Annotated in this window: 21 protein-coding genes; 16 read left to right on the top strand and 5 right to left on the bottom strand. The window is 69.3% G+C overall.

Features of this window, described 5'->3' with window-relative positions; genetic code table 11:
- Positions 1-27: 27 nt before the first annotated feature.
- Complete coding sequence (locus ACWPN5_RS24230) at positions 28-570, bottom strand: NUDIX domain-containing protein (RefSeq protein ID WP_492297821.1); 543 nt, start codon at positions 568-570, stop codon at positions 28-30.
- 238 nt (positions 571-808) lie between these two features.
- Between ACWPN5_RS24230 and clpB the strand changes: the two genes are divergently transcribed.
- Complete coding sequence (gene clpB, locus ACWPN5_RS24235; RefSeq protein ID WP_492297823.1) at positions 809-3,439, top strand: ATP-dependent chaperone ClpB; 2,631 nt, start codon at positions 809-811, stop codon at positions 3,437-3,439.
- A 52-nt stretch (positions 3,440-3,491) separates the two neighbouring features.
- Here clpB and trhA read toward each other — a convergent pair whose 3' ends face one another.
- Positions 3,492-4,151, bottom strand: coding sequence for a PAQR family membrane homeostasis protein TrhA (gene trhA / locus ACWPN5_RS24240; RefSeq protein WP_492297825.1), 660 nt, complete (start codon positions 4,149-4,151; stop codon positions 3,492-3,494).
- A 69-nt stretch (positions 4,152-4,220) separates the two neighbouring features.
- Positions 4,221-5,108, bottom strand: coding sequence for a phytanoyl-CoA dioxygenase family protein (locus ACWPN5_RS24245; protein ID WP_492297827.1), 888 nt, complete (start codon positions 5,106-5,108; stop codon positions 4,221-4,223).
- A gap of 225 nt (positions 5,109-5,333) precedes the next feature.
- Here ACWPN5_RS24245 and ACWPN5_RS24250 point away from each other — a divergent pair, with 225 nt between their 5' ends.
- The 3 genes from ACWPN5_RS24250 (at position 5,334) to ACWPN5_RS24260 (ending at position 6,993) form a co-directional block, all read left to right on the top strand.
- Positions 5,334-6,062, top strand: a complete 729-nt coding sequence (locus ACWPN5_RS24250) for an AzlC family ABC transporter permease (RefSeq protein ID WP_137141607.1) — start codon at positions 5,334-5,336, stop codon at positions 6,060-6,062.
- Positions 6,059-6,397: an AzlD domain-containing protein gene (locus ACWPN5_RS24255; RefSeq protein WP_200479606.1), complete on the top strand. Its 339-nt coding sequence runs from the start codon at positions 6,059-6,061 to the stop codon at positions 6,395-6,397. The genes ACWPN5_RS24250 and ACWPN5_RS24255 overlap by 4 nt, the downstream gene beginning before the upstream one ends.
- Positions 6,398-6,531: 134 nt before the next feature.
- Positions 6,532-6,993 carry an SH3 domain-containing protein gene (locus ACWPN5_RS24260; RefSeq protein ID WP_492297829.1) on the top strand — a complete coding sequence of 154 codons (462 nt, stop codon included), beginning with the start codon at positions 6,532-6,534 and terminating at the stop codon, positions 6,991-6,993.
- A gap of 151 nt (positions 6,994-7,144) precedes the next feature.
- On the opposite strand, the gene ACWPN5_RS24265 is transcribed toward ACWPN5_RS24260, so the two are convergent.
- On the bottom strand, positions 7,145-9,199 hold the full coding sequence (locus ACWPN5_RS24265; protein WP_492297830.1) for a methyl-accepting chemotaxis protein: 2,055 nt from the start codon (positions 9,197-9,199) through the stop codon (positions 7,145-7,147).
- Positions 9,200-9,443: 244 nt separating this feature from the next.
- Here ACWPN5_RS24265 and ACWPN5_RS24270 point away from each other — a divergent pair, with 244 nt between their 5' ends.
- The 5 genes from ACWPN5_RS24270 (at position 9,444) to rpmB (ending at position 14,468) form a co-directional block, all read left to right on the top strand.
- On the top strand, positions 9,444-11,303 hold the full coding sequence (locus tag ACWPN5_RS24270; protein WP_492297832.1) for an ABCB family ABC transporter ATP-binding protein/permease: 1,860 nt from the start codon (positions 9,444-9,446) through the stop codon (positions 11,301-11,303).
- Positions 11,304-11,329: 26 nt separating this feature from the next.
- Complete coding sequence (locus ACWPN5_RS24275; protein ID WP_492297834.1) at positions 11,330-11,887, top strand: biliverdin-producing heme oxygenase; 558 nt, start codon at positions 11,330-11,332, stop codon at positions 11,885-11,887.
- A gap of 80 nt (positions 11,888-11,967) precedes the next feature.
- Complete coding sequence (meaB, locus tag ACWPN5_RS24280) at positions 11,968-12,972, top strand: methylmalonyl Co-A mutase-associated GTPase MeaB (RefSeq protein WP_145689229.1); 1,005 nt, start codon at positions 11,968-11,970, stop codon at positions 12,970-12,972.
- A 195-nt stretch (positions 12,973-13,167) separates the two neighbouring features.
- A complete protein-coding gene (locus ACWPN5_RS24285; RefSeq protein ID WP_492297836.1) occupies positions 13,168-14,001 on the top strand; it encodes a phasin family protein in 834 nt (277 codons plus the stop codon).
- Positions 14,002-14,165: 164 nt separating this feature from the next.
- Positions 14,166-14,468: a 50S ribosomal protein L28 gene (rpmB, locus tag ACWPN5_RS24290; protein WP_014198082.1), complete on the top strand. Its 303-nt coding sequence runs from the start codon at positions 14,166-14,168 to the stop codon at positions 14,466-14,468.
- Between the two features lie 197 nt (positions 14,469-14,665).
- On the opposite strand, the gene ACWPN5_RS24295 is transcribed toward rpmB, so the two are convergent.
- Positions 14,666-16,075 carry a regulatory protein RecX gene (locus tag ACWPN5_RS24295; protein ID WP_492297838.1) on the bottom strand — a complete coding sequence of 470 codons (1,410 nt, stop codon included), beginning with the start codon at positions 16,073-16,075 and terminating at the stop codon, positions 14,666-14,668.
- A gap of 80 nt (positions 16,076-16,155) precedes the next feature.
- On the opposite strand from ACWPN5_RS24295, the gene ACWPN5_RS24300 reads away from it, so the two are divergent.
- The 7 genes from ACWPN5_RS24300 (at position 16,156) to ACWPN5_RS24330 (ending at position 22,077) form a co-directional block, all read left to right on the top strand.
- Positions 16,156-16,959, top strand: a complete 804-nt coding sequence (locus tag ACWPN5_RS24300) for an ABC transporter permease (protein WP_492297840.1) — start codon at positions 16,156-16,158, stop codon at positions 16,957-16,959.
- A 150-nt stretch (positions 16,960-17,109) separates the two neighbouring features.
- The gene (locus ACWPN5_RS24305) at positions 17,110-18,264 is read left to right on the top strand and encodes an aspartate aminotransferase family protein (protein WP_492297842.1); all 1,155 of its coding nucleotides are present in this window, start codon (positions 17,110-17,112) and stop codon (positions 18,262-18,264) included.
- Entirely contained in the window at positions 18,264-19,178 is a 915-nt protein-coding gene (gene argF, locus ACWPN5_RS24310; protein WP_145689233.1) for an ornithine carbamoyltransferase, read from the top strand. The genes ACWPN5_RS24305 and argF overlap by 1 nt, the downstream gene beginning before the upstream one ends.
- Positions 19,179-19,289: 111 nt before the next feature.
- Positions 19,290-20,237 carry an Hsp33 family molecular chaperone gene (locus ACWPN5_RS24315; RefSeq protein WP_492297843.1) on the top strand — a complete coding sequence of 316 codons (948 nt, stop codon included), beginning with the start codon at positions 19,290-19,292 and terminating at the stop codon, positions 20,235-20,237.
- Positions 20,238-20,331: 94 nt separating this feature from the next.
- The gene (locus ACWPN5_RS24320) at positions 20,332-20,919 is read left to right on the top strand and encodes a hypothetical protein (protein WP_145689235.1); all 588 of its coding nucleotides are present in this window, start codon (positions 20,332-20,334) and stop codon (positions 20,917-20,919) included.
- A 136-nt stretch (positions 20,920-21,055) separates the two neighbouring features.
- Complete coding sequence (locus ACWPN5_RS24325; RefSeq protein WP_145689236.1) at positions 21,056-21,394, top strand: hypothetical protein; 339 nt, start codon at positions 21,056-21,058, stop codon at positions 21,392-21,394.
- 11 nt (positions 21,395-21,405) lie between these two features.
- A complete protein-coding gene (locus tag ACWPN5_RS24330) occupies positions 21,406-22,077 on the top strand; it encodes a hypothetical protein (protein WP_492297846.1) in 672 nt (223 codons plus the stop codon).
- Positions 22,078-22,090 lie beyond the last annotated feature (13 nt).

Raw genomic sequence — 22,090 nt, forward strand, 5'->3', positions numbered from 1 at the left:
TCTGTCAACCGTCGCAATCGAAAACCGTTACCAGCGCTCGGCCAAAGGCTCCCGACCCTGGAACTCGGCGATTCGCCGCCGCGTCGCGGGGGAGGTGTCCTCCGGCAGTCGGTCCAGCGGGAAGAAGCGCGCCTCCAGGATCTCCACCCCGTCGGCCTGGAGCGTTCCCGACCATCCGCGCGCGACGAAGACCGCCACATGGTCGCTCGCGCCGTGCCGGAAGCGGGCGTAGACGCCGAAGGGCTGCGGGCCGCTCTCCACGGTCAACCCGACCTCCTCCCGCACCTCACGGCGCATCGCCTCCACCAAAGTCTCGCCTTTTCCGACCCCGCCGCCCGGAAAATGCCAGCCGCCGACGTAGCTGTGCCGGATCAGCAGGACCGAGGCCGTGCCGCCCCCAGGGGCCGAGTTGTCCAGGATGATCCCCCGCACCCCCATGGTCAGCGGGCGCGCCACCCAATGCCACATGTTGCGGCCGTGCCAGGCCAGCCGCATCAGGGGGGTGGTCAGGGCGGGCCGCAGGGTCGTGGGCGAGGGGTTGCGCGGGGTGCTGGTGGGCGTCGCCGTCATGAAAAAGGCATTCCGTGGCTTTGGACGAAAACCCTAGCCCTTTCCGGCGGGCCGCGGAAAGCCACCCTTTCGGCGCGGGTCCGACAAAAGCAATAACCACGCGTACCGGGGGGTCTTGCATACGGATGGGCCTCTCCCACATCTACGGCGACGCATGCATCCTTGCGGATCGCACTGGTAACGTGGATCGGACTGACCGGGCTGCCTCGCGGACGGTCGGCGATGAAGGGAGCACATTATGGACTTCGAAAAATACACCGAGCGCAGCCGAGGCTTCGTGCAGGCGGCGCAGACCCTGGCCCTGCGGCGCGGCCACCAGCGGCTGACGCCGGAACATCTGCTGAAGACCCTTCTGGACGACAAGGAAGGCTTGGCCGCCAACCTGATCCGGGCGGCCGGCGGCGACCCCGCCCTGGCGCTGTCGGGCGTGGACGCCGAACTGGACAAGCAGCCCAAGGTGGAAGGCGCCGGCGCCGGGCAGGTGTATCTGACGCCGGAACTGTCCCGCGTGTTCGAGCAGGCCGAGACGGTCGCTAAGAAGGCCGGCGACAGCTACGTCACGGCGGAGCGCATCCTGCTGGCGCTCGCCATGGCCGACGGCACGCCGTCCGCCGCGGTTCTGAAGCGCGCGGGCGTCACCCCGCAGGCGCTGAACACCGCGATCAACGAGGTGCGCAAGGGCCGCACCGCCGACACCGCCAGCGCCGAGCAGGGCTACGACGCGCTGAAGAAATACGCCCGCGACCTGACCGAGTTGGCGCGCGAGGGCAAGCTCGACCCCGTCATCGGGCGCGACGAGGAAATCCGCCGCACCATCCAGGTGCTGGCGCGGCGCACCAAGAACAACCCCGTCCTGATCGGCGAGCCGGGCGTCGGCAAGACCGCCATCGTCGAGGGACTCGCCCAGCGCATCGTCAAGGGCGACGTGCCGGAAGGGCTGAAGAACAAGAAGCTGCTGTCGCTCGACCTCGCCGGCATGGTGGCCGGCGCCAAATACCGCGGCGAGTTCGAGGAGCGGCTGAAGGCCGTGCTCCAGGAAATCCAGGCGGCGGCGGGCGAGATCATCGTCTTCATCGACGAGCTGCACACGCTGGTCGGCGCCGGCAAGGCGGACGGCGCCATGGACGCCTCCAACATGCTGAAGCCGGCGCTGGCGCGCGGCGAGCTGCATTGCGTCGGCGCGACCACGCTGGACGAGTACCGCAAGCACATCGAGAAGGACGCGGCGCTGGCTCGCCGCTTCCAGCCCGTCTTCGTGCCCGAGCCGACGGTGGAGGACACCATCTCCATCCTGCGCGGCCTGAAGGAGCGCTACGAGGTGCACCACGGCGTGCGCATCACCGACGCGGCCATCGTGTCGGCGGCAACCCTGTCGAACCGCTACATCACCGACCGCTTCCTGCCCGACAAGGCCATCGACCTGATCGACGAGGCGGCGAGCCGCCTGCGCATGGCCGTGGACAGCAAGCCGGAGAACATCGACGAGCTGGACCGCCGCATCATCCAGCTGAAGATCGAGCGGGAGGCGCTGAAGCGCGAGTCCGACGAGGCCTCGCGCGCCCGGCTTGCCAATCTGGAAGGCGAGCTGGCCGACCTGGAGCAGGAATCCGCCGAGCTGACCGCCAAGTGGCAGGCCGAGAAGGACCAGCTCCAGGGTGCGCAGAAGATCAAGGAGGATCTGGAGAAGGCCCGCACCGAGCTGGAGCAGGCCCAGCGCGACGGCAATTGGGGACGGGCCGGCGAGCTGGCCTACGGCGTCATCCCCGACCTGGAGAAGCGTCTGAAGGAGGCGGAGGCCCACGCCGCCAACCGCATGCTGAACGAGGAGGTGCGCGACAGCGACATCGCCGCCGTGGTCAGCCGCTGGACCGGCGTGCCGGTGGACAAGATGCTGGCCGGCGAGCGGGAGAAGCTGCTGGCGATGGAAACCCGCCTGAAGACCCGCGTGATCGGGCAGGACGAGGCCATCGTGGCGGTCTCCAACGCCGTCCGCCGCGCCCGCGCCGGCCTGCAGGACCCCAACCGGCCGATCGGCTCCTTCCTGTTCCTCGGCCCGACCGGCGTCGGCAAGACCGAGCTGACCAAGGCGTTGGCCGAGTTCCTGTTCGACGACGAGACGGCGATGGTCCGGCTCGACATGTCGGAATACATGGAGAAGCACTCCGTCGCCCGCATGATCGGCGCGCCTCCGGGCTATGTCGGCTATGAGGAGGGCGGGGCGCTGACCGAGGCGGTGCGCCGCCGGCCCTATCAGGTCGTGCTGTTCGACGAGGTCGAGAAGGCCCACCCGGACGTCTTCAACGTGCTGCTCCAGGTGCTCGACGACGGGCGCCTGACCGACGGGCAGGGGCGGACGGTGGATTTCCGCAACGTGGTCATCATCATGACCTCGAACCTCGGCTCCGAGGTGCTGGCGGCCCAGCCGGAAGGCCAGGACAGCGGCGCCGTGCGCGACGAGGTGATGGAGGTGGTCCGCGCCCATTTCCGGCCGGAGTTCCTGAACCGGCTGGACGAGATCCTGCTGTTCCACCGTCTGGACCGCAGCCACATGGGCGGGATCGTGACGATCCAGCTCGGCCGGCTGGTCCGCATGCTCGCCGATCGCGACATCACGCTGGAGGTGGACGAGGCGGCGACGCAGTGGCTGGCCGAGGCCGGCTACGACCCGGTCTACGGCGCGCGCCCGCTGAAGCGGGTGATCCAGCGGGAGCTGCAGAACCCGCTGGCCACCATGATCCTGGAGGGCCGCGTCGCCGACGGCCAGACGGTCAAGGTGGGGGCGGAAGGCGGCGAGCTGACCATCAACGGCCTGCCCGTCTCCGCCCAGGTGCGCAGCGCGGCGACGCAGCCGGTGACCACGGTTCATTGATGGGTGTGCATTGATGATGCGGGCGGGGGCCTTTCGCGAGGCCCCTCGCCCGTCACGTCACCACGAACTCCCGGGCCACCGCGGCGAAGTGGCAGGAAGCCGCCACGATGACCAGCGCGTGCCAGACCGGAATGTTGTAGGGCAGGCGGTCCAGCGTGTGGATGAAGGCCCCCACCGTGTAGACCACCCCGCCGACCGCCAGCAGAAGCAGCGTCGTCGGCGACAGCGACCGCCACAGCGGTTCGGCCACCGACAGGATGGCCCAGCCGAGCCCGAGATAGAGCACGAAGCCCAGCCGTTCGTACCGCCAGGAGGCGAACAGCTTCAGCGTCACCCCGCCCAGCGCCACCACCCACACCGCGACGCCCAGCGGGAGTCCCGCGGCGCCGTCCAGCCGGTTCAGGGTGAAAGGGGTGTAGCTGCCGGCGATCATCACATAGATCATCGCGTGGTCGACTCGCCGCAGCACCGCCTTGCGCCGGCCCGGCTGGGCCAGGTTGTAGGCGGCCGACGCGCTCAGCATGCCGACCAGCCCGGCGCCGTAGGCCGCCAGCGACACCATCTCGGTCGCGGAAACATGGCCCGCCGTCACGGCCAGCAGCCAGGACGCGCCGATCAGGCCGGCGATCACGCCGATGGCGTGGATGACCGCGTCCGCCGCACGCTCCCCCGCCGTGTGGACGGGAAACTCGAAGCAGGAATCGGGTTTCATGGGACCAGCCTGCCGGAAAGGCGAGCGGATGGAAAGCCCTCCCCCGGCACGCCGGCCCCATCGGAATCGTTAACTCCGCAGATAGACCCGGTTGATGTAGGGGTCGTAACGGCGGTCCGGATTCGGCAGCACCGGCTGGAGCGGACCGAAGCGGTTGCGCAGCAGCGTGTATTCGGTGACGACGATCAGCCGGTCGCTGTGCGTCGGCTGGAGAGCCTTGTGCATCCCGCTGTTGTCGGCCAGGAAGCAGTCGCCCGCCCGCCCGGTCAGCGCGACGGGCGCCGACGCGCCGTAGACTGCCTCGACCTCGGCGTCGGAATGATTGCGCCGCTCCAGAAGCTCCTGCCCGTGCTGGGAGGCTGGGACGTAGATGTGCGGCCCGCCGCCCATGTCGGTGTCCGTCAGATACAGGAACATCTTGAAATGACGGACCTGATTGTAGTCCCGGTGATAGTTCTGCGTGCTGATCCGCGGGTTGGGCCGGGCCAGCGACCACCAGACCGACATGCCGTCGATGGTCGGCTTGCAGCCATGGAACGCCTCCGCGACCTCCAGGACGAGCGGGTGGTCGATGGTGTCCAGCAGGTGAGGAGCGGCGAGGAACTGCTCCTCCACATAGCGGGCCATCTGGATGTCCGGTGACGGCACCTTGTCGATGGTGAAGGAGCCATATTGCCGGTGGCCGCCATCGAAGCAGGGCTGTTCCTCGAAGTAGCGCCGCATCGCCGCGACCTGCTCGTCGGTCATCAGGCGGAACGCCTCGGTGTAGCCGCGTGTCTCCAACTGGGTCTTCAGGCTCAACGCCCGTTCGGATGGCGTGAAGCCGGGGGTGCGCGGCCGGAAGGGCGCGACCAGCGACGCGGCGAGCTTGCGCCGCGGCTCGATCTTCAGACGGTGGATCTGATGCCAGATGGCATCGTCGATCCAACGGGCCTTGTTGTTGAACGGTACCTTCACGCGAATGGGCTCCACGGCAGGTGCGGCGGGTGCGAGGGTGGCGAAGAAATACCCTAAATACGGGAATTTTTCATCATTCGTTCGCATGCGGCATTTTGCGCGGGGCAGAATGGATGGACTTGTCTCCCGGACAATAAAAGGCGGGCGGCGTGCTCGTCGCAGCGCTATGGTCCGCAACCCGACGCTGTTCCAAGGAACGGTTCAAGAAGACGCATCAGAACGATCATGACCAGACGATCCAGCTTCGCCGCCGGCGCCCGCGACACCCTGCCGATGGTCATCGGCGCGGCGCCCTTCGGGGTGATCTTCGGCACGCTGGTGGCCGCCGGGCCGCTGGCGGCGTGGCAGGGGCAGCTGATGTCCCTGTCGGTTTATGCGGGGTCCAGCCAGTTCATCGCGCTGGGTCTGGTGGCCGGGCACGCCGGGCTGGCGGTGATCTGGCTGACCACGCTGATCGTGAACCTGCGCCACGCCCTCTACGCCGCCACGCTGCTGCCGCACGTCGCCCATCTGCCGGCGCGCTGGCGCTGGACGCTGGGCTTCTTCCTGACGGACGAGACCTTCGCGGTGATGGCCGGCTATTACGCGCGGCACCCGCGGGCGCCGCTCGGGCACTGGTACTTCCTGGGCTCCTGCCTGTCGATGTACGCGAACTGGCAATTCTGGACCCTGGTCGGCCTGCTGTTCGGCGCGGCCTTCCCGCAGCTCCAGTCGCTGGGGCTCGACTTCGCGATGGTCGCCACCTTCATCGCCATCGTCGTGCCGCAGCTTGCCAGCCTGCCCAACTTCGCGGCGGCGGTGGCGGCGGGCGCCGTGGCCTATCTGGGGCAGGACGTGCCCTACAAGCTGGGGCTGATGGCCGCCGTGGTGGCCGGCGTCGCCGTCGGGATGGCCCTGCAGCGCTGGCGCTCCGGCGGGCTGGAGGCCGGCCGGCGGGAGGAGGAAGCGGCATGACCGGGACCGTCCTGACCAACACCGTCATGATCCTGGGCATGGCGGCGGTCACCGTCTTCGTCAAGGCGGCGCTTTTCGTGCTGGGCGACCGCGTGGTCTTCCCGCCGCTGCTGAAGCAGGCGCTGGGCTTCGTCCCGGTGACGGTGCTGACCGCCATCATCGTGCCGATGATCCTGTCGCCGAACGGCGAGGGGCTGGAACTGACCTGGAGGAACCCGCAGCTGGTCGGCGCGCTGGCTGCGGTTCTCGCCTGCGTGGTGACGGGTAAGCAGCTCCTCACCATCGCCGTGGCGCTGGGCGTCTTCTTCGTCTGGCAGTTGGGCGTCCTCGCCTAGGCGTTGGGCGTAAGGGCCGGCGCCACTTTCCTGCCACAAACAGTGCATAGCCGTTCTGCCGCGGCGCTGTGGCGCGGGTGGGGGCGCATCCTGTATGGTCGCCCGATCGAAAGGGCTACCCAACCGAGTCCGTGATGACCAGACGTCTGCGCCTCGTTCCCGTCTCCCTCGCCGTGGCCTGCGCGATGATGCTGACCGCCTGCCAGACGGGTGAGCGGACCAACCGCGCACCCGTGGTGCAGGGGACCGCCAGCGCCTCCCCGGCCGGACTCGACACCGTCTCTGGCGAGTGGGAAACCGACAAGACCACCGCGCTGCGCTCGCAGCCGAGCAACAGCGCGCCCATCATTGCCACCTTCCCGCCCGGCCAGCCTTTGAAGGTGCTGGGCCGTGCCCGCGGCACCGACTGGGTGGCGGTGCAGGCGGTGGGATCGACCGCCTATGTGCGGATGCATCTGCTGCGCCTGCGCGGCAGCGCGCCCGTCCAGGCCGCCCGCGGCACGACGACCACCGTCGCCAAGCCGGAGGACAACGCCGGCCCCTCGATCAAGGCCGCCCCGCGCCGCAAGATCGAGGCGACGCCGATCGCGAATTGAGGCGGGGGGTGCGGCTTGCCCCCACCCCGGCCCTCCCCCTCTTCGAGGGAGAGGGTGCCTTCTGCGAAGCGGCATCCGTCCCCTCCACCTCGAAGAGGGGGAGGGTTAGGGAGGGGGCAACGTCAGCGTCCGCATGACCTGACGAAAACGCTCAGAACTCCTTCCAGTCGTCGTCCTCGCTGACGTTGCGCTTGAGCGCGGCGCCCGAATGGGCCGCTGCGCGGGTCGGGCGGGACGCCGAAGCGGCCGGACGCGCCACCGGCGCGACGTGCCGCGGGCTCGAAGCGGTGGTCGCAACCGCGACCGGCACGGCCCGCGGGTCCAGCTTGAAGAAGCCGATCAGCCCCTTCAGGTCGTTGGCCTGACCGGCCATGGCCTGCGCCGCCGCGGTGGTTTCCTCGACGAGCGCGGCGTTTTTCTGGGTCATCTCGTCCATTTGCGAGACGGTGGCGTTGATCTCGTCGAGCGCCGCCGCCTGCTCTGACGAGGCCGAGGCCATCTCGGCGATCAGCCCGGCGACCTGCTGGACGCCCGAGACGATGCCCTCCAGCGCGTCGCCGGCCTTCTTGACCAGCTCCACCCCGTCCTTCACCTGGGCGTCGCTGTCCAGGATCAGCCCCTTGATCTCCTTGGACGCCTGGGCGGAGCGCTGGGCGAGGTTGCGCACCTCCTGCGCCACCACGGCGAAGCCGCGGCCGGCGTCGCCGGCCCGCGCCGCCTCGACCGCCGCGTTCAGCGCCAGCAGGTTGGTCTGGAAGGCGATCTCGTCGATCACCCCGATGATGTCGGTGATCTTGCGGCTCGACGCCTCGATGCGCTTCATCGCATCGATGGCCGAGCCCGCCACCGTCCCTCCGGACTCCGCGGCGGTGCGGGCGTCGGCGGCCATGCCGTTGGCGCGCTGGGCGTTGTCGGCGTTGGAGCGCACCGTGGCGCCCAGCTCCTCCATGCTCGCCGCCGTCTCCTCCAGCGAGGAGGCCTGCTGCTCCGTCCGCTCCGCGAGGTCGGAGGAGCCGATGGAGACCTCGCCTGCCGCCGAGGCGATGGTGTCCGCCGCCTGGGTGATCTGGCCGACGATCTCCGACAGCTTGGCGGAGGTGGCGTTGACGTCGGTCTTCAGCGTCTGAAAGGCCCCCTCGTAGTCGCGCTCGACCCGCTTGTTGAGGTCGCCCTGGGCGAGCGCGCTGAGCACCGCGCCGAGATCGGCGATGACCGCCTCGACCGTGTCGGTCAGACGGTTGATGCCCGCCGACATGGTCCGGTAGAAGCCGTCCTTGCCGGAAAGGTCGAGGCGGCGCGACAGGTCGCCCTTCGACACGCCGTCGATCAGCGCGGCGATCTCCTCGCCGATCGCCGCCTCGCGGGCGCGCTGCGCCTCGTCGGCGCGGCGTTCGGCCTCCAGGCGGGCGCGCTCGGCCTCGTCCATCGCCTTCTTCTGGATGGCGTTGTCCTTGAACACCTGAACCGCCTGGGCCATCTGCCCGATCTCGTCGCCGCGGTCGAGGCCGGGAACGGCGACGTCCAGCTTGTCGGCGGCGAGGTCGTGCATGGTCGCGCTCATCGCCCGCACCGCGCCCATCTGGCGGCGGACCAGGAAGAAGCTGACCAGACCGAAGGCCAGCGTGACCAGCGGCGCCACCACCAGGATGGCGCGCTCCACCTCGTCCACAACCCTCATCACGTCGGCCCGCTTCAGCCCGACGAACAGAACGCCGACCACCGAGCCGGAGGCGTCGAGCAGCGGGTCGTAGGAGGTGAAGTAGCGCTCGCCCAGGATGTCGGCCTCGCCGCGGTAGGGCTTGCGCTGCGTGATGACGCTGTCGAAGACCGGCCCGGCGCCCAGCTTGGTGCCGTTGGCCCGGCTGCCGTCGGGGTTCTGCACGGTGGTGGCGACGCGGGTGTCGCCGCGGAACACCGTGGCCGCACCGCCGGTCAGCTCGCGGATCTGGTCGACCATGCGGGTGTCGCCGTCAACCCGCACCGACCCGACGTAGAGCGCGCCGTCGCGGATGCTGTAGTCGGCGCCGTTCTGCTTCAGCAGCATGTGGGCCAGCGCCATGCTGCGCTCCCGCTGCTCCTGCGCGGAGGCGGCGCTGCGGTCGCTCAGCACATGGCTGGAGGCCAGAGTCAGCACGATGGCCAGGATGAACAGCCCCAGCACGTTCAGAAGGGACAGTTTGGCGGTCAGGGAGAGGTTTTTCAGCACGTTCGGCCCTATGCGGCAATCGCTCCGCAGCCCTCGCCGACGGAGATAGGCTTTTAGTCTAATACGGTTTTATCCATTCGTCCGCGTGCAATTTTTCGGAGTCGGTCTCCCGTCCGTTCCACCGGGGAGACCCGATCGACCGCCATGCAGCGGGCGCACGGCGCGTCTTCCTTGGTTGGCGGCGCATGTGGCCCTAGGTTAGGGCAGCCGCTTTTGGCAACCGACCCTTTTCCCGGACTCCCCCATGCGCCGCCGCACCAGCAACCCCAGCCCGGCCCCGTCCTATGCGGAGGCCGCGTCCAGCACCGGCGACATGGCGGCGCTGCGCTCGCTCGTCCCTTACCTGTGGCCGCAGGATTCCTTCGAGACGAAGCTGCGCGTCGTCGTGGCGCTGGTCCTGCTGGTCGGCGCCAAGGTGGCGAACGTCTGGGTTCCGCTCTTCTACAAGCGGGCGGTCGACGCCCTGTCGCCGGGCGACGCCGGGGCGCTGGTGACGATCCCGCTGGGGCTGATCGTCGCCTACGGGCTGGCACGCGTGATGTCGCTGGTCTTCGCGGAACTGCGCGACGCGGTGTTCGCCAACGTCGCCCAGCGCACGATCCGCAAGGTCGCCCTGTCGGTCTTCCAGCATCTGCACGCCCTGTCGCTGCGCTTCCATCTGGAGCGGCAGACCGGCGGCCTGACCCGCTCGCTGGAGCGCGGCACCCGCGCCATCGAGACGCTGCTGCGTTACGCCCTGTTCTCCATCGTGCCGACGCTGGTCGAGATCACGCTGGTCTGCGTGATCCTGTGGCGGATGTTCGACGGCTGGTTCGCGCTGGCGACCTTCGCCACGGTGGGAAGCTACATCGCCTACACCTTCTTCGTGTCGGAATGGCGCATCCAGTTCCGCCGCGCCATGAACGAGACCGACAACAAGGCCAACACCAAGGCGGTGGACAGCCTGCTGAACTACGAGACCGTCAAGTATTTCGGCAACGAGGGGCACGAGGCCCGGCGCTACGACCAGGCGCTGGCCTCCTACGAGCAGGCGGCGGTGAAGAGCCAGCGCAGCCTGTCACTGCTGAACATCGGCCAGTCGGCGATCATCTCGCTGGGGCTGGCGGTGGTCATGGGCATGGCGGCGCGCGGCATCGTCAACGGCACGATGACGCTGGGCGACTTCGTTCTGGTGAACACCTACCTGCTCCAGCTCTACCAGCCGCTGAACTTCTTCGGGGTGGTGTACCGCGAGATCAAGCAGGCGCTGATCGACGTGGAATCGATGGTGACGCTGCTGTCGGTGGACCGCGAGGTGGCCGACCGGCCGGGCGCCCCGCCGCTGGCCATCACGGGGGGCGAGCTGCGCTTCGACGGGGTGGAGTTCGGCTACGACCCGCGGCGCCCGATCCTCAAGGGGGTGAGCTTCACCGTGCCCGCCGGGCGGACGGTGGCCATCGTCGGGCCGTCCGGGGCGGGCAAATCGACCATCGGCCGGCTGCTGTTCCGCTTCTACGACGTGTCGGGCGGCGGCATCCGGATCGACGGGCAGGACATCCGGGAGGTGACCCAGCAATCGCTGCGCGGCGCCATCGGCATCGTCCCGCAGGATACGGTGCTGTTCAACGACACGGTCTATTACAACATCGCCTACGGCCGCCCCGGCGCCAGCCCGGCGGAGGTCGAGCAGGCGGCCCGGCTGGCCCACATCCACAACTTCATCATGGCGCTTCCCGACGGCTACGAGACCACGGTGGGGGAGCGCGGGCTGAAGCTGTCCGGCGGCGAGAAGCAGCGCGTCGCCATCGCCCGCACCATCCTGAAGAACCCGGCGATCCTGCTGTTCGACGAGGCGACTTCGGCGCTCGACACCCACACCGAGCGGGAGATCCAGGCGAACCTGCGCGAGGTCAGCCGCGGCCGCACCACGCTCGTGATCGCGCACCGCCTGTCCACCGTGATCGACGCCGACGAGATCCTGGTGATGGAGGCCGGGCGTGTGATCGAACGGGGACGCCACATGGAACTGCTGTCGCGCGGCGGCGCCTATGCCGCATTGTGGGCGCGGCAGCAGGAATCCTCGCAGGGGCCGGAACCGGTTCCGGAAGTCCTCGCCCCCACTTAACCTCATCATCACGACGGAGCATCTCTTTGGGACCGGTACGGCAGGCGCTGCGCGAGGCGACCCGCGACATTCATGAACGGCTGGACCGCGCGGCGGTCCTGCGCCCGCTGACCAGCCCGACGATCACCGTGGAGGAGTATCGCAACGCCCTGATCGCCCTGCACGGCTTCAACGCCCCCATTGAGAGGGCGTTGGGCGAGGGGGCCGAGCGGCTGGACCTGCTGCGCGCCGATCTCGCCGATCTGGGGGTGGATGCGGACTCATTACCGGTGGCCGCGGCGTTGCCGGCGCTGGACGGCCTGCCGGCGCGGCTGGCGGCGCGCTACGTGCTCGACGGCTCCGCCCATGGTGGGCGGGCGATGCTGCCCAACGTCACCCGCGCGCTGGGCTTCGACGCCACGCGCGGGGCGCGCTTCCTGGCCTCGGCCGGGATCGACATGGCCGGGCGGTGGAGGGCGCTGCTCGCCCGGCTGGAGAGCGATCTGGAGACGCCCGAATCGGCGCAGGCCGCCTGCGCCACGGCGGTCGGCCTGTTCGCCGCGCTGGAGGTCTGGCTGGACGGGCTGGCCGCGAAGGCGGCGTGACGCTCATCGAAGCCGACCGATCGACGCAGCGGATCGAAGAGGGGCTTCACCGCGCCCGCCGCGCCCGCTAGGGTCCTGCCATGACGACCGCCCCCGCCCCCGCCCTCACCACCCCCGCCGCGCTCGCCGACGCGGTGCTGCGGGGTGACCGCCGCGCGCTCGCCCGCGCCATCACGCTGATCGAATCGACCCGGCGCGACCACCGCGCCCAGGCCGACGCCCTGCTGGAGACTCTCCTGCCCCACACCGGCAACTCGGTGCGGGTGGGCATCTCCGGCGTGCCGGGGGTGGGCAAGTCGACCTTCATCGAGGCGTTCGGGCAGCACGTCATCGCGGGGGGGCACAAGGTGGCGGTTCTGGCCATCGACCCGTCGTCGCAGCGCACCGGCGGCTCCATCCTGGGCGACAAGACCCGCATGGTGGACCTGTCGCGCGAACCGAACGCCTTCATCCGCCCGTCGCCCGCCGGCGCCACGCTGGGCGGTGTGGCCCGCCGCACGCGCGAGGCCATGCTGGTCTGCGAGGCGGCGGGCTTCGACGTGATCGTCGTGGAGACGGTGGGGGTCGGCCAGTCGGAGACGGCGGTGGCCGACATGGTCGACCTGTTCATGCTGCTGCTGCTGCCCGCCGGGGGCGACGAGCTTCAGGGCATCAAGAAGGGCATCGTCGAGCTGGCCGACCTTGTGGTCGTCAACAAGGCGGACGGCGACCTCGCCAACACGGCGCGGCATACCGTCGCGGACTACCGCCACGCCCTGACCCTGCTGCGCCACGGCGACTGGCGCGTGCCGGTGCTGAGCTGCTCGGCCATCACGAAAGCCGGCATCGACTCGGTGTGGGAGACCATCGGGGAGCACAAGGCGATCACCGAGGCGTCCGGCGTCCGCGCCACGCGCCGCGCCGAGCAGGCCCGCGCCTGGCTGTGGAGCGAGATCCGCGAGACGCTGGTCGACGCCTTCAAGGGGCATCCGGCCGTGCGCGCCGATCTGTCGGCGCTGGAATCCCGCGTCACCGGCGGCGCCATCACCCCCACCGCCGCTGCACGCGTTCTGCTTGAAAAGTTCCTCGGACGCGCGGTGGAGTAGGTCCTTTCGGGTATGCTGCACCGCAACATTTCCGTTGCGCCGCGATTCTCCCGTGCATAAGGTGGCGTGGGCGGAAAAGGAGCGCCACCGTGGCGCTTGGGCGAGAGGTTTGCCCGCAGTCTCCTGGGGTATGAGCCGGAGTTGACTTGTCCGACACCGCCTCCGCGTCGAGTCGCCAACGGGAGACCTTAGGACATGGCCGCCAACTTTCTCGATCTGTTTGAACGCTTCAATCCCCTGACCAATGGGCCTCTCGCCCTGTCGCCGCTGGGCAAGGTGAACGCCGGGACCTACGCGGCCCGCACGACCCGCGTCGCCGGCGTGATGCAGGACGGCTGCCGCCGCCTGCTCGACGGCGTCACCGCCGGCATCGGCGAGACGACCCAGCTCGCCGGCGAATTCGCCAAGGTGCGCAGCCCGGCCGACCTGGTCGCCGTGCAGCGCGAATGGGCGACCGTCGCCCAGGCCCGCGTCGTCAACCAGGTGCAGACCGTCCTCGACGTCTCCTCGAAGATCGCCGCCGAACTGGGCGTCAGCCCGGTGGCCCTGACTCCGGCCGCCCCGGCTCCGAAGGCTGCTCCGGTGGCCGCCCCGGTCGCGGCGCCGGTTCCCGCTCCGAAGGCGGAGGCTCCGAAGGTCGAAGCGCCCAAGGCTGAGGAGAAGAAGGCCGAGGTGAAAGCCGAGGCGGCTCGCGCCCCGGCGCCGAAGAAGGCTCCGGCGGCCCGCAAGGCTCCGGTCAAGGCCGCCGCTCCCAAGGCGGAGGCCCCGAAGGCCGAGGCGCCCGCTCCGAAGGCGGAGCCGGTGAAGGCCGAAACGCCGAAGGTCGAGGCGGCTCCCGCCCCGGCGCCCAAGGCGGAAGCCCCGAAGGCCGACGTGAAGGCCGCCCCGAAGGTCGAGGAAAAGAAGGCGGACGTGAAGGCCGAGGCGCCCAAGGCCGAAGCCGCCAAGGCCGACGCGCCGAAGCCGGAAGAGGCCAAGGCCGCCCCGAAGGCTGAGGAGAAGAAGGCCGCCGCTCCCGCCGCCGAGTGAGTCCACCGGATCGCGGTCCCCGCCGGCCCGGGGACCGTCGATCGGCGCGCGCCCGTCTCTTCCTTCCTTGACGGGCGCGCGCTTGTTCGACTATAACGCCGCCTCCTTCGGGCGGTATGCTGCCCGGGACCGGGTTTCATTTGCTAAAATAAAGGATCACTCCGATGGCACGTCGGTGCTCCGTGACCGGCAAGGGCACGCAGTTTGGCAACAACGTCAGCCACGCCAACAACAAGACCCGCCGCCGTTTCCAGCCGAACCTGCAGGAAACCGCGCTGCTGAGCGACGCTCTGGGTCAGATGGTGCGCCTGCGTATCTCCACCAACGCGATCCGTTCGATCGAGCACAAGGGCGGCCTCGACGCCTTCCTGCTCGACGCGAAGGACGACGTCCTCAGCCTGGAAGCGCGCCGCCTGAAGCGCCGCATCGCCAAGGCCCAGGACAAGCAGCAGGCCGTCGCGGCCTGAGGCTGACCGCCTGGAGGCGCCGGAGCGCATCCAGGCGATTCTGGTGATGTCACCGCGGAACGGCAAACTCCGCGGCCGGGTGCTGAGCCCCACACCAGGACAACTCCGACTCTCGGTTGCACCGAACCCCGGTTGAGAGTGCCGCGCGCATCGCCGAAAGGCTTTGCGCGCGTTTTGTCGTGTCCGGACAGCGAGTTCTAGAACGATCGCTGCACGCCCAGCAGCAGGCGGTAGCGCGGCGAATCGGGGCCGAATCCGACGCCGACACCGGCACCCACGGCGAGGTCTTCGCCGACGAGATGCCGGACGCCGGCCTCCACGAAATTGTCGGCCTTGCCGCGTTCCGGCGACTGCTCGCGCACCACGTCGAAGGCCACGGCGGTGGCGGGGCCGACCGGGGCGTTCATCCCGGCGGCCATGATGAAGCGGTTGTCGCGCTCGCCCGGCTCCGGATCGAACAGATGCCGCCAGGACAGGTTGGCGTGCAGGCGCGGCGCGCCGGCGGCGGTGCCGAGTGGTTGGGTCAGGCGCCCAGTGATCCCGGCCTCCGTCGTCTTGCTCCCCGACCCGTAGGGGATGCTGACCAGCGGCTCCACCGACAGGCCCAGCCGGCCCTGCGAGGGTTCGCGGATGTTGTATTCGGCGGACAGCTTGACGTCGCCCTGCTGCGCGTCGTCGGCGTTGCCGACGCGGTAGCCGGGGTTGACCTTCAGCGCCAGGCCGTTGGCGACGCCGACCTGGAGTTCCGGGTCGAAGGTCAGGCGGTTGCGCCCGCCGTCCCCCTTCAGCCGGTCGAAGAAGGCGCGGACCTTCACGTCGACGCTGCCCTTCTCGATGGCGGCGGCGTCCTCGACGGTGATCGGCAGCTCCGACGACAGCGCCATGCGCTCGTCGTCCTGCGCGCTGGCGGTGCCTGCAAGGGCCAGCAGCCCGGCGGCGAGGGTGAGGCCCGCGAGGGCGGCGTGGCGCATGTCTGCTGTCCCGAAACGGTGGCGTTTGCCGAACAACAGCCGGGCGGGGCGAACGGGCCGCGGCGGGGACGGGGTTACTCCACCGAGTTCGGGGTCTTCGGCGTCCACCACCCGGCGGGCGATGTCGTAGGCGAAGCCGGCGCGGCCCAGCGCCGCCAGATCCTTGTCGCGGAATTCCGCGCGCTTGTCCGGCAGGCGGTAGGGGCCGAGCCGGCGGCGGCGGGCCAGCGCCAGGGCGGCGGTCAGGTTCAGGTCGCCCTCCACCTCCTCGTCCAGCGACTCCAGCGCGCGGTCGGCCTCGTCGCGGCCGATGCCCTTGGCGGACAGCTTTTCGCGGATGGCGCGGGTCGAGGTGCCGCGGCGGTGCAGGCTGGCCGCCCGCATCTCGGCGTAGGCCGTGTCGTTCAGCAGGCCGCTGCGCAGGTAGCGGGCGATCAGGTCCTCGACCCAGCGCGCGCCCTCCGCCGGGTCGGTGCCGTGGGCCTGGGCGGAGCGGTCGACCTTGCGCATCAGCACGCGGCGCAGGCTGGCCGAGGAGCTGGCGAAGCGCTGGAGATAGTGCAGGGCCGCGTTCTCCAGATACTGGGCGGTGACGAGGCGCGGCGGCTTGCGGGCCGGCGGCTGGTCGCGGGTCATGGCTGTCTCCCGTCCGGGGGCGGTTGCCGGAACGGGCGCCGCGCCCTAAAGTCCGGTCCAATCCTGTTGATCGTGGTGCGATGACTCATCCTCTCCCTCCCATGCCCCGCCAGGTCGGCGCCGTCAACTGGGTCGGCCTGTGGACCCTCTACGCGCGCGAGGTGCGCCGGTTCCTGAAGGTGCACCAGCAGACCGTCTGGGCGCCCGTGGTCACCACCCTGCTGTTCTACGCCGTCTTCGCGCTGGCGCTGGGCGGTGCGGTGCGGATGATCGGCACGGTGCCCTACCTGGAGTTCCTGGCCCCCGGCCTGATCATGATGGCGATGGCCCAGAACGCCTTCGCCAACACCTCCTCCTCCGTGGTGATCGCGAAGGTCCAGGGCAACATCGTCGACATCCTGATGCCGCCGATGGCCCCGCTGGAGCTGGCCTTCGGCTTCGTCATGGGCGGGGTGACGCGCGGCCTGCTGGTCGGGCTGGTCACCGGGCTGTCCATCTGGGCCTTCGTCCCGGTGCGCATCGCCCATCCGGAATTCGTCATCTTCCACGCCCTGATGGCCTCCATGCTGCTGTCGCTGCTCGGGCTGGTCGGCGGCATCTGGTCGGAGAAGTTCGACAACATCGCGGCGGTCACCAACTTCGTGGTGACGCCGCTGTCCTTCCTGTCCGGCACCTTCTATTCGGTGGAGACGCTGCCGCCGGTGTTCTGGTGGATCGCCCATGTCGACCCGTTCTTCTACATGATCGACGGCTTCCGCTACGGCTTCATCGGGCGGTCGGACGGCACGCTGGGGATCGGGATTCTCGTCATGCTGGCCGTCAACGGCGGCCTGTGGTGGCTGGCTTGGCGCATGCTGAAGACGGGCTACAAGCTGAAGGCGTAAATCCGCCGGAATCCGGCCGAATTCAGCCGGTCGGCGTAGCCAATCCGTTGACAGGGTGAAGTGACATCTTGATATTCGACGGTTCCCGGCGGGCGAGGGTGTCCGCCGGGCTTTCCTCATTCGGAGGTTTTCGCTGTGATTCCGGTCGTCATGCCCACATATGCCCGCGCCGACATCGTGTTCGAGCGCGGCGAAGGTCCGTATCTGTACGCGACCGACGGGCGACGATTCCTCGACTTCGCCGCCGGTGTGGCGGTGAACGTCCTTGGCCACGCGAATCCCTATCTGGTCGAGGCGCTGACCGCCCAGGCGCACAAGCTGTGGCACACCTCCAACCTGTTCCGGGTCGCCGGGCAGGAGAGCCTCGCCACGCGGCTGACCGCCGCCACCTTCGCCGACACCGTGTTCTTCACGAACTCAGGCGCCGAGGCGTGGGAATGCGGCGCCAAGCTGATCCGCAAATACCATTACGAGAAGGGCGACAAGGCCCGCACCCGCATCATCACCTTCGAGCAGGCCTTCCACGGCCGCACCCTGGCCGCGGTGTCGGCGGCGCAGCAGGAGAAGCTGATCAAGGGCTTCGGCCCGCTGCTCGACGGCTTCGACCTCGTGCCCTTCGGCGACCTGGAGGCGGTGCGCAACGCCGTGACCGACCAGACCGCCGGCATCTGCCTGGAGCCGATCCAGGGCGAGGGCGGCATCCGCGTCGGGTCGGTGGAGTTCCTGCGCGGCCTGCGGGAAATCTGCGACGAGCACGGGCTGCTGCTGTTCCTGGACGAGATCCAGTGCGGCATGGGCCGCACCGGCAAGCTGTTCGCCCATGAATGGGCCGGCATCACGCCGGACGTCATGGCGGTGGCCAAGGGCATCGGCGGCGGCTTCCCGCTCGGCGCCTGCCTCGCCACGGAAAAGGCGGCGTCGGGCATGACCGCCGGCACCCACGGCTCGACCTACGGCGGCAACCCGCTGGCCACCGCGGTCGGCAACGCCGTGCTGGACAAGGTGCTGGAGCCCGGCTTCTTCGACCATGTGCAGCGCATCGGCGGCCTGCTCCAGGACCGGCTGGCCGGGCTGGTGGCCGAGAACCCGGCGGTCTTCAAGGGCGTGCGCGGCAAGGGGCTGTTGCTCGGCCTCGCCTGCGGCCCGGCGGTCGGCGACGTGGTGGTGGCGCTGCGCGCCAACGGTCTGCTGTCCGTTCCGGCGGGCGACAACGTGGTCCGGCTGCTGCCGCCGCTCAACATCGGCGAGGCCGAGGTGGAGGAGGCCGTGGCCATCCTCGCCAAGACCGCCAAGGAGCTGGTGTGATGTCCGCCGTCCGTCATTTCCTCGACATCGACCGGCTGGACAAGGCGACCCTGCGCCAGATCCTCGCCATGGCCGCGACCATCAAGAAGGACATCCCGGCCTACCGCTCGCTGTTCGCGGGCCGCACGCTGGCGATGATCTTCGAGAAGCCGTCGACCCGCACCCGCGTCTCCTTCGAGGTCGGCATGCGCCAGCTCGGCGGCGACGTGGTGGTGCTGAAGCCCGACGACATGCAGCTCGGCCGCGGCGAGACCATCGGCGACACCGCCCGCGTGCTGTCCCGCTATGTGGACGCGGTGATGGTCCGCACCATGGGCGAGGAGCGCGTGCACGAGCTGGCCGAGTTCGCCTCGGTGCCGATCATCAACGGCCTGACCGACCAGTCGCACCCCTGCCAGATCATGGCCGACGTGATGACCTTCGAGGAGCATCGCGGCCCCATCGAAGGGCGCACGGTGGCCTGGATCGGCGACGTGAACAACGTGGCGGTGAGCTGGGTCCATGTGGCGGTGCGCCTCGGCGTGGAAATCCGCCTCGGCTGCCCGGAAATCTACGGTCCGGCGCCGGAGCTGCTCGACTGGGTGAAGCGCGAGGGCGGGCGGATCACCGTCACCACCTCGCCGGAGGAGGCGGTGCGCGGCGCCGACTGCGTGGTCACCGACGCCTGGGCCTCCATGCACAACACCGACGTGGACGAGCGGGCGGCGATCCTCGGTCCCTATCAGGTCAACGAGGCGCTGATGGCGCTCGCCGCCCCCGACGCCCTGTTCATGCACTGCCTGCCCGCCCACCGCGGGGAGGAAGTGACCGACGGGGTGATCGACGGCCGGCATTCGGTCGTCTGGGACGAGGCGGAAAATCGCCTGCACGCCCAGAAGGCCATACTGGCATGGTGCCTCGGCGCCACTATTTAAGAGCACTTGGGGCTGAGTGCCCTTGGAATTGGAGTCATGGCCCGGCGCCGCCCCCCGCGATGAGCGGGATGGCGGCGCCGGGCCATGGCCTGTCGTAACTTCGAGGACATCATGGACGATCCTTCCGTCCAACCGATCACCGACGATCTCGTTCTGCCCTTCCAGATCGAGGCGTCGCGCCTGCGCGGCCGCATGGTGAAGCTGGGCCCCGCGCTGGACGAAATCCTGACCCGCCACGCCTATCCGGAACCGGTGGCCCGCTTCCTGGCCGAGACGATGACGCTCGCCATGCTGCTGTCCAGCATGCTGAAGTACGACGGCATCTTCACGCTCCAGACCAAGGGTGACGGGCCGGTCCGGCTGATGGTGGCGGACATCACCTCGGTCGGCGACATCCGCGCCTACGCCCAGTTCGACGAGGAGGCGCTGGCCAAGGCCGGCGACGACGTGGCCATCGCCCCGGCGCCGGCCCTGCTCGGCAAGGGCCACATCGCCTTCACCGTGGACCAGGGGCCGAACACCGAACGCTACCAGGGCATCGTCGAGCTGTATGGCAAGACGCTGGCCGACTGTGTGCAGCACTATTTCCGTCAGTCGGAGCAGATCGACACCGGCCTGACCGTGTCGGTGGACCAGGAAACCCTGCCGGACGGCAGCAAGGGTGCTTGGCGGGCCGGCGGCATCATGATCCAGCGCCTGCCGCAGGACGCCACGGAAAAGGTGCTCGGCTCCGGCGACGAGGACGCGTGGCGCCGCGCCATGGTCCTGCTGTCCAGCACCACCGGCGACGAGCTTCTCGACCCCGAGCTGCCGGCCCGCGACCTGCTGTTCCGCCTGTTCCACGAGGACGGCGTGCGGGTGTGGCAGCCCAAGGCCCTGCGCTTCGGCTGCCGCTGCTCGCGCGAGCGGGTGTCGGACATGCTGTCCCGCCTGCCGCGGGACGAGGTGCAGGATCTGAAGATCGACGACGGGCGCGTCGAGGTGGTCTGCCAGTTCTGCTCCACCGCCTATCACTTCGACGACGCGGACCTCGACCGGGTCTACGGGACGGCGAAGTAAGCGGCTCCAGGTTCCGGATGCGCTCATGAGGCGGCGCGGCTATAGTGCCGCGCCGTTTTTCGTTCTATCGACGTCCTGTCCAACCGGAGCGATCATGCCCACCCGCCGTTTCGTTCTCGCCGCCGCTCTCGCCACCGTGGCCCTGACGGCCTGCCAGAGCACGCCGCCGCGTCCGGCGGCCCGGCCCATCGACTATTCCAACTTCGGCCCGATCGTCCTGAACGCGGGCGGCGTCGACGTGGTGGACGCCCACCGGCCGGCTGGCACCACCGTCGACCAGCGCATCCCCCTGCCGCCCGCCGAGGCGGTGCGCCGCTGGGCCAATGAGCGGCTCCAGGCCGCGGGCGGGCCGGGCCGCGTCCGCGTCACCATCCGCGACGCCAGCATCGTCGAGGTCCAGCTTCCCAAGACCGGCGGGGTGAAGGGCTACTTCACCAACGATCAGGCCCAGCGCTATGACGGGCGGATCGAGGTCGAGGTCAACGGCGAGCTGCCTGGCGAATCGACCTTCCGCGGCATGACCAAGGCGACGGTGACCCACTCCACCACGGTGCCGGAGAACATCTCGGTGGCCGACCGCGAGGCGACCTTGCAGGACCTCGTCCGCCGCATGATGGACGATCTGAACGCTCGGCTGGACGCCGGCATCCGCAAGGATCTGGCGCCGATGGTGCGGCGCTGATGCGACCCACGCCGTCCGGCGCGGCCTAATCCGGATGGCGGGTCGGGGTGGCGGGGCCTTGGGGTTGCCCAGGGCCTTTTACCGCGGCGCATAAGATGAAAATCAGTGTTGCGGCACCCGCAAGTTCGGATTAGCCTTGATCGATCGTCAGGGTGCTCCCGAGTGGGAAACCTTTTTGTTTTTTTCCGGGGGCGGGTGCGCAATGGCTCTTTCGGCCTTCCAAGAGACGAACGATTCCGCCGCAGACACTCCGACCCAAGGCGCGATCCGCACAAACTCCCGCGTCGCGCCGACACGGACCGAACGGACCGGTGAGTCGACGTCGCAAAGCCTTGGTGCCGCCTATCTGAACGCGCCCCGTCCGGAGCGCATGATGCCGGGCGAGGGGGCAAAGGTCACCATGTTCGATGCCCTTCTTCCGGCGGGGGTGCGCCAAGCGTTGGGCCAGCACATCAACCGGAACCGCATCGGGTAACGCCATCCTTCATGGGGAGACACGTCGATTATCTGCGCGAGCCCGTCGCGCACGCTTACGCGATTGCCGTGATCGCGTCTGCCGGACGTGTGTTGGACCCCAGCGACCTCAACTTTTTCCTGGCTGACGCTCTGACGCGCGACATCGCGGATCGCAGCATCGCCAGCCAGCCCTTTTTCGTCGCCTACGAAACCACCTTGCGGTCGTTGCGGCGCGATCCCGGCACGTCGGATCGCGCCTACGCGTTGCTGTGCGCCTGTTCGGGGATCACCTACCAGACGGTTCTTGCCGATCAGGCGTGGGTGGACGGGATGCCCAATCCCATCGACGGCTCCTTCGACTTCCAGGGGGTGGGAAGGGGTTTCTTCCGGGCGGCCTTCGCCGCGACCCTGGTGGGGCGCCTGTGGGGGCAGATCTCCTCCCGGGCCGTCGAGCGCGACCGCGACCTCTTCCAGCGGCTGGGCCTGAGGGTGGCCACCGAAGAGCAGGTCGCTTTGGAATGTGCCGCGCTCGCACGGGATCTGGTCGGCGTTCCCGGCGTCGCCGGGCCTGGCAACCCCATCCTGATGGGGGCGTTCGAAGACGCCTGGGCCCGTTCAGCGGGCGGCACGCTGGTGCCGCGCATGGAAGCGGTCCACACGGCGATCCGCGGGCTGATCGACGATCTGTGCCGGCGCCGCTGAGACGACGGCCTGG

It is taken from the genome of Azospirillum sp. UENF 211521 (assembly GCF_058780535.1).

Bases quoted from the DNA above. Each gene is read 5' to 3' on its own strand.
- ACWPN5_RS24320 (WP_145689235.1), top strand. From the start codon at position 20,332: ATGCCCACCCGCCGTTTCGTTCTCGCCGCCGCTCTCGCCACCGTGGCC.
- argF (WP_145689233.1), top strand. From the start codon at position 18,264: ATGTCCGCCGTCCGTCATTTCCTCGACATCGACCGGCTGGACAAGGCG.
- ACWPN5_RS24260 (WP_492297829.1), top strand. From the start codon at position 6,532: ATGACCAGACGTCTGCGCCTCGTTCCCGTCTCCCTCGCCGTGGCCTGC.
- ACWPN5_RS24250 (WP_137141607.1), top strand. From the start codon at position 5,334: ATGACCAGACGATCCAGCTTCGCCGCCGGCGCCCGCGACACCCTGCCG.
- trhA (WP_492297825.1), bottom strand. From the start codon at position 4,151: ATGAAACCCGATTCCTGCTTCGAGTTTCCCGTCCACACGGCGGGGGAG.
- ACWPN5_RS24330 (WP_492297846.1), top strand. From the start codon at position 21,406: ATGGGGAGACACGTCGATTATCTGCGCGAGCCCGTCGCGCACGCTTAC.
- ACWPN5_RS24230 (WP_492297821.1), bottom strand. From the start codon at position 570: ATGACGGCGACGCCCACCAGCACCCCGCGCAACCCCTCGCCCACGACC.
- ACWPN5_RS24300 (WP_492297840.1), top strand. From the start codon at position 16,156: ATGACTCATCCTCTCCCTCCCATGCCCCGCCAGGTCGGCGCCGTCAAC.
- ACWPN5_RS24255 (WP_200479606.1), top strand. From the start codon at position 6,059: ATGACCGGGACCGTCCTGACCAACACCGTCATGATCCTGGGCATGGCG.
- clpB (WP_492297823.1), top strand. From the start codon at position 809: ATGGACTTCGAAAAATACACCGAGCGCAGCCGAGGCTTCGTGCAGGCG.
- meaB (WP_145689229.1), top strand. From the start codon at position 11,968: ATGACGACCGCCCCCGCCCCCGCCCTCACCACCCCCGCCGCGCTCGCC.
- ACWPN5_RS24270 (WP_492297832.1), top strand. From the start codon at position 9,444: ATGCGCCGCCGCACCAGCAACCCCAGCCCGGCCCCGTCCTATGCGGAG.
- rpmB (WP_014198082.1), top strand. From the start codon at position 14,166: ATGGCACGTCGGTGCTCCGTGACCGGCAAGGGCACGCAGTTTGGCAAC.
- ACWPN5_RS24295 (WP_492297838.1), bottom strand. From the start codon at position 16,075: ATGACCCGCGACCAGCCGCCGGCCCGCAAGCCGCCGCGCCTCGTCACC.
- ACWPN5_RS24305 (WP_492297842.1), top strand. From the start codon at position 17,110: ATGCCCACATATGCCCGCGCCGACATCGTGTTCGAGCGCGGCGAAGGT.
- ACWPN5_RS24285 (WP_492297836.1), top strand. From the start codon at position 13,168: ATGGCCGCCAACTTTCTCGATCTGTTTGAACGCTTCAATCCCCTGACC.
- ACWPN5_RS24315 (WP_492297843.1), top strand. From the start codon at position 19,290: ATGGACGATCCTTCCGTCCAACCGATCACCGACGATCTCGTTCTGCCC.